The organism is Cellulomonas iranensis NBRC 101100 = JCM 18110 (assembly GCF_001552375.1).
GTDB lineage: Bacteria > Actinomycetota > Actinomycetes > Actinomycetales > Cellulomonadaceae > Cellulomonas > Cellulomonas iranensis.
The window spans coordinates 1-10,971 of sequence record NZ_BCRB01000103.1 but is presented as its reverse complement, the minus strand read 5'-3'; the positions used below and the strand labels follow the sequence as shown (position 1 = coordinate 10,971).

The 10,971-nt window shown below is 76.2% G+C and carries 9 protein-coding genes; 4 read left to right on the top strand and 5 right to left on the bottom strand.

The features are described 5' to 3' along the window. From CS2_RS16135 to CS2_RS18900, 5 genes are all read right to left on the bottom strand, one after another. On the bottom strand, nt 1-1,518 hold a 1,518-nt coding region (locus tag CS2_RS16135; RefSeq protein ID WP_156442175.1), incomplete at its 3' end, for an AAA family ATPase. Further along, a complete protein-coding gene (locus tag CS2_RS16130; RefSeq protein ID WP_070320750.1) occupies nt 1,518-2,690 on the bottom strand; it encodes an exonuclease SbcCD subunit D in 1,173 nt (390 codons plus the stop codon). The genes CS2_RS16130 and CS2_RS16135, both read right to left, overlap by 1 nt. 50 nt (nt 2,691-2,740) lie before the next feature. Continuing rightward, nucleotides 2,741-3,121 (bottom strand): STAS domain-containing protein, encoded by a 381-nt coding sequence (locus CS2_RS16125; protein ID WP_082740304.1) that lies wholly within the window; start codon nt 3,119-3,121, stop codon nt 2,741-2,743. Between the two features lie 239 nt (nt 3,122-3,360). After that, entirely contained in the window at nt 3,361-3,873 is a 513-nt protein-coding gene (locus CS2_RS16120; protein ID WP_070320749.1) for an aminoacyl-tRNA deacylase, read from the bottom strand. 55 nt (nt 3,874-3,928) lie between these two features. Beyond that, nucleotides 3,929-4,426 (bottom strand): hypothetical protein, encoded by a 498-nt coding sequence (locus tag CS2_RS18900; protein WP_070320748.1) that lies wholly within the window; start codon nt 4,424-4,426, stop codon nt 3,929-3,931. A gap of 467 nt (nt 4,427-4,893) precedes the next feature. Here CS2_RS18900 and CS2_RS19160 point away from each other — a divergent pair, with 467 nt between their 5' ends. The 4 genes from CS2_RS19160 to hrpA form a co-directional block, all read left to right on the top strand. Continuing rightward, nucleotides 4,894-5,607, top strand: coding sequence for a DUF1361 domain-containing protein (locus CS2_RS19160; RefSeq protein WP_070320747.1), 714 nt, complete (start codon nt 4,894-4,896; stop codon nt 5,605-5,607). Nucleotides 5,608-5,710: 103 nt separating this feature from the next. Next, nucleotides 5,711-6,265 (top strand): transporter substrate-binding domain-containing protein, encoded by a 555-nt coding sequence (locus tag CS2_RS16105; protein ID WP_070320746.1) that lies wholly within the window; start codon nt 5,711-5,713, stop codon nt 6,263-6,265. Then, nucleotides 6,262-7,278: a cation efflux transmembrane domain-containing protein gene (locus CS2_RS16100; RefSeq protein ID WP_070320745.1), complete on the top strand. Its 1,017-nt coding sequence runs from the start codon at nt 6,262-6,264 to the stop codon at nt 7,276-7,278. Before CS2_RS16105 ends, CS2_RS16100 begins: the two co-directional genes overlap by 4 nt. A 104-nt stretch (nt 7,279-7,382) precedes the next feature. Next, nucleotides 7,383-10,971 (top strand): ATP-dependent RNA helicase HrpA (hrpA, locus tag CS2_RS16095; protein WP_070320744.1); only part of this gene is annotated, 3,589 nt, incomplete at its 3' end.

Genomic DNA, 10,971 nt, shown 5'->3' with positions numbered 1-10,971 from the left:
GGCGCGCGCGGCGGGGCGCTGCGCGAGCCACTCGGTGGCCGCCGCGGCCTCGGCGCGCAGGTCGTCCAGCACGGCCGCGAGGTCGCGCACCGTGCGCCGGCGCGCGACGAGGCCCGCCTCGGTCTCGACCGTCCGTCGCAGGGCCACGGCGTCCTCGGCCGCGTCGGTGCGCGCGGCGCGCAGGTGGGTGCGCCACGCGTCGAGCACCCGCTCGGCGTCGGTGTCCGGCCCGGGCGCGGCCGACGTCCCGGCCGTGCCGGCGGCGGGACCGTCGGACGCCGTGCCGGCAGCGGCGGGACCGTCGGACGCCGTGCCGGCAGCGGCGGGACCGTCGGGCGTCGTGCCGGTCGTCGCGGCCAGCAGGGTCGTGACGTCGGCGACGTCCCCGACCCGCAGCAGCGCGGCCGGTGCGACGTCGGCCGTGGCGACGAGGGCCTTGAGCGCGCCCTCGTGCGCGGTGCACGCGTCGCGCCAGCCGGTGAGCAGGGGCCGGACGGTCGCGGCGGCGCGCGCGAGCCCGAGGCGTCGCACGTCGTCGGCGTGCTGGTCGGCGCCGTCGGCGAGCAGCGCGCGCTCGGCGTGCAGCGCGGCGCGGCGCGCGACGAGCCCGGCCAGGCGCCGCTCCTCGTCGTGCGCGGTCCGCGCGCTCTGCCACGCCGCGCGGGCCGCGTCGGCACGCGCGGCCACGTCGGCGGCCGATGACGTGAGCCCGCCCGTGGTCGCCGTGACGGCGTCCGCGACACGCGCCCCGACGGGTGAGCCGACCACCGCCTCGTCGAGCAGCGCGCGGGCCGCCGCCTGCTCGTCGGCGTCGAGGCCGCACGCGCCCAGCAGGTGCTCGACCGCGTGCCCGAGCGCCGTGCGCGCCGCCTCGACCGTGCGGGCCGACTCGGCGCGCAGCGCAGCCAGCCGCTGCTGCATCTGCTCGTACACCTGCGTGCCGAAGATCTTCTGGAGCAGCACGCGCCGCTCCTCGCCCGTCGCGCGCAGGAACCGCGCGAACTCGCCCTGCGGCAGCACGACGGTCTGCACGAACTGCGTGCGGTCCAGCCCGACCACGCGCTGCAGCTCGGCGCCGACCTCGTCGAGCCGCGTGCCCAGCAGCTCGCCCACGCCCTCGAGCGCGTCGGGGGCGCCCGCGACGTCGGCGTCGGCCGGCAGGCGCCACGCCTTGACGCTCGCCTGCGCGGTCGTCGTGCCCGTGCCGCGCCGCTTCGCCCGCTGGTACGCGGGCGTCCGCCGCACGCGGTACACGCCCGACGGCACCTCGAACACGAGGTCGACGACGCTCTCGACGTCGTCGGCGGCGTACGCCGAGCGCAGCCGCTCGTCGGACGCGTCCGCACCGGCGACCTTGCCGTACAGCGCGAACACGACGGCGTCGATGAGCGTGGACTTGCCCGCACCCGTCGGCCCCTCGAGCAGGAACAGCCCCGACGCGGCCAGCGCGTCGACGTCGACCGTGTGACGGCCCGCGAACGGGCCGATCGCCTGGACGGTGAGCGAGCGCAGGTGCATCAGGTGCTCCGCTCCGCCGCGAGCACGTGCTCGTGCGCGGCGCGCAGCACGGCGCGCTCGGCGTCCGTGGGCGCGCCGCCGGTCACGTGCGTGACGAAGTCCGCGGCGACCTGCACGGGGTCGGCCGCGGCGGTGACGAGCGCGAGCCGCTCGCGCGCGTCGTCGGGCCGGTCGGGGCGGTGCTGCACGACGAGCGCGTGCGCGAACCGCTGCCGGACCCGGCGGAACAGCTCGGCCGGGCGTGCCGCGTCGGTGACGGTGACGCGCACCCAGTCGTCGACGTGCGGCTCGCCCGTGGCGCCCAGCAGGTCGTCGAGCGTGCCCGTGAGGTCCGTCAGCCGCCGCGGCACGGGTGCGGGCACGAGGGTCGTGGCCGGGGCGTCGCCCGCGAGGTCGACCAGCACGGTGGACTTGGTCTGGTGGCGCTCCGAGAACGAGTACGCCAGGGGCGAGCCCGAGTAGCGCAGCGTCGTGCCGGCGGGACCGCCCACGACCTGCGGGCCGTGCAGGTGCCCGAGGGCGACGTAGTCGGCCCCCGCGAACACCGCTGCCGGCACGTGGTCCACGCCGCCGACGCGGATGTCCCGCTCCGACTCGCTGGCCAGGCCGCCGACGACGAACGCGTGCGCCGCGACCACGACCGGCCGCCGGTCGCCGCCCGCCGCACGCGCGGCCGCGTCGGCGCGCACGCGCGCCATCGCCTCGGTCGTCACGGCCTCGTGCGAGCGCGCGAGCAGCGCACGCGACCCGTCCGGAGCGACCGGCGCGAGCTCGGCCCGGCACACGTCCGGGTCGAGGTAGGGCAGGCCGTACACGAGCACGTCCCCGACCTCGACCGGCTCGGCGAGCGACGCGACGCGCGTGCGCAGCCGCACGCGCTCGCGCATGAGCGCGGCGCCGAAGCCCAGGCGCGTCGCCGAGTCGTGGTTGCCCGACGTCACGACGACCGTCGTGAGCTCCGCGAGGCGCGCGAGCGTGTCGGACAGCAGCGTGACGGCCTCGACCGGCGGGATCGCCCGGTCGTACACGTCGCCCGCGACGACGACCGCGTCGACGGACTCACTGCGCACGACGTCGACCAGGTGGTCGAGGTAGGCCGACTGGTGGTCCAGCAGGTCGACCCCGTGCAGGGTCCGGCCCAGGTGCCAGTCCGACGTGTGCAGCAGCCGCATGCGGCGAACCTAACCGAGCCCACCGACACCGTCCGGGACGACGCCGTGCATCAGGCGGGGGCGTCGCCCTCGTCGGGGATCGCGGTGCCGAGGCCGACCATGTCGAGCACGTCGCGCAGCACGCGGTGCGGGTCGCGCAGCGTGAGCGGGATCTGCGCCTCGCTGGCCGCGAGGTGCAGCTGCAGCACGAACGCGACTCCCGACGAGTCGACGAACGTCGCCTCGGTCGCGTCGACCAGCAGGGGCAGCCCGCTCATGAGCGCGAGCCCCATCGACGCGGACGCGGACTCCCGCAGCGACGCGTCGATCTCCCCGACCAGGCAGACCACGGCCTTGTCCTCGCGGTGCTCGACGCGGATCGCGTGCTCCACGGTCATCGTCTGCTCCACGGTCGACGTCATGGGCTCGACGACGCTCGACAGCTCCGTCATGTGGCGTTCGTGCTCCTCGTGCCTCGGGTCGGTACGTCGTCGTACCGGGGTGCGACGGGCGGATCGACGCTACCTGCGCCCTCCGACACCCGCGCGCCGAACGACGACAAGGACCTGACATCCCTCGCCACAACGCGCGGCGCACCGCGCGCGTTCCCGCACCCTACTCCTGCCGCACCCGGGCTTGACCCCCGCTTGACCCGAGGGCTCGCTCGACCCGGGGACCCGGGGTCAGGCGGTCACTCGGCCTCGCTGACCTCCGCGACGGTCGCACCCAGCGCGGCCACGAGGTCGTCGACCGCGAGCTCGATGCCGACGCCGTGCCCGCCGCCGCCGATCGACACCGTCCGCCCCGCGGCGCGCGCGTCGACGACCACCGGCCACGTCCGCGTCGTCCCGAACGGCGTGATCGTGCCGCGCTCGAAGCCCGTGACGTCCTTGGCGACCGCCGCGTCCGGCATCGACAGCCGGTTGACGCCAAGCAGCGCCCGCAGACGAGGCCACGAGATCGTGCGGTCCCCGGGCAGCAGCACCAGCAGGTAGTCGTCGTCGCCGCGGCGCACGACGATCGTCTTCACGAGGTCGGCCGGTGCGATCCCGCGCGCCGCCGCGGCCTCCGCGAGCGAGCCGACGCGCCCGTGCCGCGTGCGCACGTACGGCACGCCCGCGGCGTCGAGGGCCTCGACCACGCGGCGCTCGCCGTCGGTGCGCAGCTCGGAGTCGGGCGTCGCGGGCACGGTCGGGTCGCTCATGCGGCCACGGTAGCCCCGGCGAGGCGCGAGGGACGGGCCACGCGCAGCCCGACCCCTAGCCCCGCGCGAGGGCGACGGCCGCGAGGACCAGGACGAGCGGCACGGCGACCGCGAGCACGGGGCCCCAGACGCGCAGCGCGGCGCGGCGCGGGCGCACCGGCGCCACCGCGGGCGCAGCGGCGAAGGCGGTGAGCCAGTCCTGCTCGGGGGTCCACCGCTGCTCGGGCGCGGGGGTGGGCTGCGGGATCCACGCGGCGGCCGGCTCCCACGAGGTGCCGGACGCGGGCAGGCGTCCCCGCGGGGCCTCGCCCTCGGGGCGGCCCGCGCGCCACGGACCACCACGGTCCTCGCGGTCGTCGCGGTCCGCCGAGCGCGCGTCGTCGTGACGTCGTCGCGCCGCGGGCTCACCCGCCAGGTCGGGCCACCCCGACGCCCCGGGCCGGCGCGGCGCGGCCGCGTGCCGGGGTTGCGTGCCGTTGCGCCATGCCGCACCGTGCGCGTCGCGTGGCTGCTGCGGGCCGGGCGACGGCGGCGGCCACGGGTGGTCGAGCACGCTGCCTCCGCTCCGTCGCCGTCGGCCGATCCGGACGAATCACCCAACGACCAGCATGCCGCCCGGACGAGCGACACGCCCCGCCCTTCACCCGAAAGGGCTACCCCTCGTCGCGCACCCGGCGACGCACCCGCGCTCGGCCACCCGCGCACGGCCGCCGCCCCCTTCCCGCGACGGACAGCCGCACGGACGACGGACACCTGCGTGCTGCTGTCCGCCGTGCCGTGCCGCTGTCCGTCGCGGAGCGGGTGGCGGGACGACGCAGGAGGCGGGCGGGCGGAGAGGCACCTGGGCGCGGATCACGACGGGAGCCGCCCGCGGCGGGAGCGAGCCCGGCGGGAGCCGACCACGGCGGGGCGGGCCCCGGCGGGGGTGGACCGCGGGCGGGCGCGCCGCCGGGCTGGTTCCATGAGCGCACGCGTGCGGACGGTGCCTGCCGCGCGACGTGCGGTGCGGAGGGAGAACGCGTGCTGAACAGCCTCGTCGTCGGGGTCCTGCTGATGAACCTGTTCGCGGCGGCGCTGGTGGTCGCGCGGGCCCCCGTCTACCGGACACGGCTGTACCGCCCGATGCTGCTCAACCTCGCGCTGTCCGTCGCGCCGTTCGTCGTGCTCGCGGTGGCCGTCGTGGTGCTGCTGCCGCTGATCTCCCGCGGCGCACCGCCCGCCGTCGTCTGGGGCTCCGGGATCGTCCTCGGGGTCGTGTGGCTGCTCATGCTGCCGAACGCGGGGTACCTCATCACCGAGCTCAACCTCAACCACCGGCGCGAGGGCGAGCGCGTGCCCGAGTGGTACGACGTGCTGCTCGTCCTGGTGCTCGCGATGTCGGGCGTGCTGACGACCGTGCTCAACGTGTTCCTCGTGATCCTCGCGTGGGTGATCCTGCGGTACGGGGACACCGTCGCGCCGCTCGCCGGTGCGGAGGCCCGCGCGGTCGAGGCGGTCGTCCTGCTGCTCGTCGCGTTCGGGATCTACCTGGGTCGGCACGTGCGCCTGAACTCGTGGGACGTGAAGCACCCGACGCACCTCGTCCGCAAGATCGTGCGCCACCTGCGCACGCCCGGTCGGCTGGGTGACGCGATCGGGTTCACGCTGCTCGGGGCGCTGTTCTTCGGCCTCATGTACCTCGTGGTGGTCGGGCCGGTCGTGCAGGGGCTCGTCGAGCTCGAACGTCTGCGCTGACGGGCCGCGTCGCAGGCACCCGGCCCACCGCGACCCGTGCACGACGGGTCGGCATCCACCTCCCTGACGTGCGCGGACGCGCGTCCCGGCGTTCGATGACGGCATGACGTCCTCCCGCCGTCGCCGCACGCGTGCCGGCACGCGTGACGCGCACCGCGCCGCCCGCCGCGCCCGCGGCGCCGCGCTCGTCGCCGGGGCGTTCGCCCTCGTCGCCCTCACCGGCTGCGGCGCGGACGCCCCGACGTTCCCGACCGACCCCGACGGCACGCTCGAGCGCGTGCGCGGCGGCGAGCTGCGCGCCGGCCTCTCGCCGCACGAGCCGTGGACGGCGCTCGGCCCGGACGGGTCGCCCGACGGCGTCGAGGTCGCGCTCGTCGAGGACTTCGCGGACTCGCTCGGCGCGGACGTCACGTGGACCACGGGCGGTGAGGAGGCGCTCGTCGCCGACCTCGAGGAGGGCCGGCTCGACGTGGTCGTGGGCGGGTTCACGGCGTCGACGCCGTGGACGTCGAAGGCCGCGGTGACGGTGGCCTACACGACCGTCACGGACGAGCACGGCAAGCCCGAGGGGCACGTCGTGCTCGCGCCGATGGGCGAGAACGCGTTCCTCGTCGCGCTCGAGCGGCACCTGCTCGACCAGGAGGTGACGGCGCCGTGACGCAGGGAGCCGTGCAGCAGTCGTTCCGGTTCGGCAACACCGAGCTGCCGCCCGACGCGCAGCGCGCACGCCGCCGCGCGGTGCGGCTCGCGTGGCTGACGATCGGGTTCCTCGTCACGGCCGTGACGGCGACGTACCTCGTCATGGGCAGCTCGCAGGCCATGAAGGCCGCGTGGGCGGAGGACCTGCTGTCGTTCATCCCGCCGGTCGCGTTCCTGGTGGCGCTGCACGTCACGGGCAGGGTGCCGAGCGAGCGGCACCCCTACGGCTACCACCGGTCGGTCGGCATCGGTCACCTGGTGGCCGCGACGGCGCTGCTGACGATGGGCGCGTTCCTGGTGTTCGACTCGCTGTCCGGGCTGCTGGCCGGCGAGCACCCGCCCGTCGGGCTCATCGTCGTGCTGGGGCACGAGATCTGGGCGGGCTGGCTGATGGTCGCGGTCCTCGCGTACACGATCGTGCCGCCCGTGCTGCTGGGCCGCGCCAAGATGCCGCTCGCCGAGCAGCTGCACGACCGCGTGCTCTACGCCGACGCCGACATGAACAAGGCCGACTGGATGACCGCCGTCGGCGGGATCGTGGGCGTGCTCGGCATCGGTGCGGGCCTGTGGTGGGCCGACGCGGTCGCCGCGCTGTTCATCTCCGGCAGCATCCTGCACGACGGCGTCCGCAACCTGCGCTCGGCGGTCGCGGCGCTCATGGACGCACGCGCCACGACGGTCGACGGCACGCAGCCGCACCCGCTGCACGACCGCATCGACGCGACCCTGCGGGCGCTGCCGTGGGTCGCCCAGGCGCAGTCCCGCGTGCGCGACGAGGGGCACGTGTTCCACGTCGAGGCGTTCGTCGTGCCGCGCGACGGCATGCCCACGCAGGCGCAGCTGCAGCACGCGTGGCACGCGGTGGCCGACCTCGACTGGAAGGTGCAGGACCTCGTCGTCGCGCCGGTCGACGAGTTGCCGGAGGAGCTGCTGCCCGGACTGCGGGACGCCACCGGAGCGAGACCGGGCTGAGGAACGTTCTGCGGCCGCACGGATGCGGTGAGCCCGGTCTCGCGGACCCCGCGTCCCGGTATTCGGCGTGAGCCCCGCCGGGACGCCTGGGAGGATGGTGGGTCGTGAGCACGTCCGACCCCACCCCCGCCGACGTCCCCGCCGACGCCGACGCCGGCAGCCCGGCGGCCGACGGTGCGGAGACGCGGCGTCGTGCGCCGCGGCGGCGTGGGGGTCGCGGACGGCGGGGCGAGGGTTCCGCGCGCGAGAGCACGGACGGCGTGGCCACGGCCGGTGAGGGCACGGCCGGCGGCGGCGCTCCACGTCGCGCGCGCGACGCAGCACGACGCAATGAGGCACGACGCGACGGGGGACGACGCGACGACGACGCCCGCGCCGCGGCCCGCGACGCGCACCTGGCCCGCACGGCGCAGGCCCGCGCGGACGTGGTCCTGCCGGCGATCGTCTACCCCGAGCAGCTGCCCGTCTCGGCCCGTCGCGACGAGATCGCGGCGGCCCTGCGCGACCACCAGGTCGTGGTCGTCGCGGGCGAGACCGGGTCGGGCAAGACGACCCAGATCCCGAAGATCGCGCTCGAGCTGGGCCGGGGCCGCGCGGGGCAGATCGGCCACACGCAGCCGCGGCGGATCGCGGCGCGCACGGTGGCCGAGCGCATCGCCGACGAGCTCGGGGTCCCGCTGGGCGGGGTCGTGGGCTACCAGGTGCGGTTCACGGACGAGTCGAGCGACTCGACCCTGGTCAAGGTGATGACCGACGGCATCCTGCTCGCACAGATCCAGCGCGACCCGATGCTGCGGATGTACGACACGCTCATCATCGACGAGGCGCACGAGCGCAGCCTCAACATCGACTTCATCCTCGGGTACCTCACGCGGCTGCTGCCGCAGCGGCCCGACCTCAAGCTCGTCATCACGTCGGCGACGATCGACTCCGACCGGTTCGCGCGGCACTTCGGCGCCCCGCCGAGCGACGAGCACCCCGACGGCGTGCCCGCACCGGTCGTCGAGGTCAGCGGCCGCACCTACCCGGTCGAGATCCGCTACCAGCCGCTGTCCCCCGACGACGGCCCGGATCGCGACGTGGTCACCGGGATCACCGAGGCCGTCGACGAGCTCATGGCGGAGGGCCCGGGCGACGTCCTGGTGTTCCTGTCGGGCGAGCGCGAGATCCGCGACGCCGAGGACGCGCTGCGCGGGTCCCTGGGACCGCGGGTCAGCGACCCGCGGCACGCGCTCGGCGTGGACGTCGTGCCGCTGTACGCGCGGCTCTCGGCCGCCGAGCAGCGGCGCGTGTTCGAGCCGCACACGCGCCGTCGGGTGATCCTCGCGACCAACGTCGCCGAGACGTCGCTGACGGTGCCGGGCGTGCGGTACGTCGTCGACCCCGGCACGGCGCGCATCTCGCGGTTCTCCAAGGCGACGAAGGTGCAGCGGCTGCCGATCGAGCCGGTGTCGCAGGCGTCCGCCAACCAGCGGTCCGGGCGCTCGGGCCGCGTCGCGCCGGGCATCGCGATCCGGCTGTACTCGCAGGAGGACTTCGAGTCCCGCCCCGAGTACACCGAGCCCGAGATCCTGCGCACGTCGCTCGCGTCGGTGATCCTGCAGATGATCGCGGTGGGCGTCGTGACGTCGCCCGACGAGGTCGTCGACTTCCCGTTCGTCGACCCGCCGGACGTGCGCTCGGTGCGCGACGGCGTCGTGCTGCTCACCGAGCTCGGTGCGCTCGAGGAGCGGCGGGGCCGCACGCAGCTCACCGAGACGGGGCGCGCGCTGGCACGCCTGCCGATCGACCCGCGCCTCGCGCGCATGGTCGTCGAGGCGGGGCGCCGCGGCGTCGCGCGCGAGGTGCTCGTGGTGACGGCCGCGCTGTCGATCCAGGACCCGCGCGAGCGGCCCGCCGAGCAGCGCGAGACCGCCGACGCGATGCACCGCCGGTTCGCCGACCCGACGTCGGACCTGCTGACGTACCTCAACCTGTGGACGTACCTGCGCGACCGGCAGCGCGAGCTGTCGGGGTCCGCGTTCCGGCGGCTGTGCAAGGCCGAGCACCTGCACTACCTGCGCGTGCGCGAGTGGCAGGACGTCGTCGCGCAGCTCCGGCAGATGGCCAAGGACCTGGGCTTCGACGCCAAGGGCGCGCCGGTGCCCGCGTCGTCCGACGTCCCCGCGGCAGCGGGCCACGGCCGCGACGGGCGTCGCGACGGCGGCCGGCACACCCCGCCCGGTGCGCCCACGCAGGAGTCCGCCGAGCGCACCGGCCCCGACGGCGTGCAGACCCGCTGGTCGTGGGACGGCGACGCGATCCACCGCGCGATGCTGCCCGGCCTGCTGTCGCAGGTCGGCATGCAGCTCGTCACCGACGTCGCCGCGGGCGCGCCCGCCAAGGGCCGCGACGGCAAGCCGCGCCGCCCCGACGCGCGCGCCCGCAACGAGTACCTCGGCGCGCGCGGCGCACGGTTCGCGATCTTCCCCGGCTCGGGGCTGGCGCGCCGCCCCCCGTCGTGGGTCATGGCGGCCGAGCTCGTCGAGACGTCGCGCCTGTGGGCGCGGGACGTCGCGCGCGTCGACCCCGCGTGGGTCGAGGAGGCCGCCGCGCACCTCGTGAAGCGCACCTACTCCGAGCCCGCGTGGTCGACGCGCCAGGGCGCGGCGATGGTCGACGAGAAGGTGCTGCTGTACGGCGTGCCCGTCGTCGCGGAGCGGCGCGTGCTGCTCGCGAAGATCGACCCCGAGCACGCGCGCGAGCTGTTCCTGCGGCACGCGCTCGTGCAGGGCGAGTGGACGACGCACCACCGGTTCTTCCACGAGAACCGGCGGCTGCTCGCCGAGGCCGAGGCTCTCGAGGCGCGCGCCCGCCGCCGCGACCTCGTGGTCGACGACGACGCGCTGTTCGCCTTCTACGACGCGCGCGTCCCGGCCGACGTGGTCTCGGCGCGGCACTTCGACCGGTGGTGGAAGGACGCACGCCGCGCCGACCCCGACCTGCTGACGTACACGCGTGACCTGCTGGTCGGCGAGGACGCCGCCGACATCGACGAGCAGGCGTTCCCGTCGCGCTGGCCGCAGGGCGACCTGTCGTTCCCGCTGACGTACCAGTTCGAGCCCGGCACCGAGGCCGACGGCGTCACCGTGCACGTCCCGTTGTCGCAGCTGCCGCGCGTGCGGCCCGAGGGCTTCGACTGGATGGTGCCCGGCATGCGCGCCGAGCTGCTGACCGCGACGATCCGTGCGCTGCCCAAGCCCGTGCGCGTGCAGCTGGTGCCCGCGCCGGACGTCGCGCGCGCGGTCGACGCGTGGCTCGACGAGAACACCGCGACCTGGGAGGACACGGTGCGCGCGGCCGACGCGGCGCCGTCGTTCCGGGAGATGTTCGCGCGCGCCGTGCGGGCGCTGCGCGACGTCGAGGTGCCGCCCGACGCGGTCGACGAGGACCGGCTGCCGGCGCACCTGCGCATGACGTTCCGCGTGGTCGGCGACCGCGGCGGCGTGATCGACGAGGGCACCGACCTGCTCGCGCTGCAGCGCCGCAACGCGGACCGCGCGCAAGACGCGGTCGCGTCGGCCGTGCGCACGGCCGTGCGGGCCGCGATGGAGGAGGCCGCCGCGCAGGCGGGGGTCGCCGCACCCCCGACGGCCGCGGACCGGCCCGCGGCGGGCGGTGCGTCGCGGCGGACCCCCGCGACGCCCACGCCCG

Excerpts from the sequence above, each read along its gene's own strand:
- CS2_RS16105 (WP_070320746.1), top strand. The coding sequence starts at position 5,711 with ATGACGTCCTCCCGCCGTCGCCGCACGCGTGCCGGCACGCGTGACGCG.
- CS2_RS16130 (WP_070320750.1), bottom strand. The coding sequence starts at position 2,690 with ATGCGGCTGCTGCACACGTCGGACTGGCACCTGGGCCGGACCCTGCAC.
- CS2_RS16120 (WP_070320749.1), bottom strand. The coding sequence starts at position 3,873 with ATGAGCGACCCGACCGTGCCCGCGACGCCCGACTCCGAGCTGCGCACC.
- CS2_RS16125 (WP_082740304.1), bottom strand. The coding sequence starts at position 3,121 with ATGACGGAGCTGTCGAGCGTCGTCGAGCCCATGACGTCGACCGTGGAG.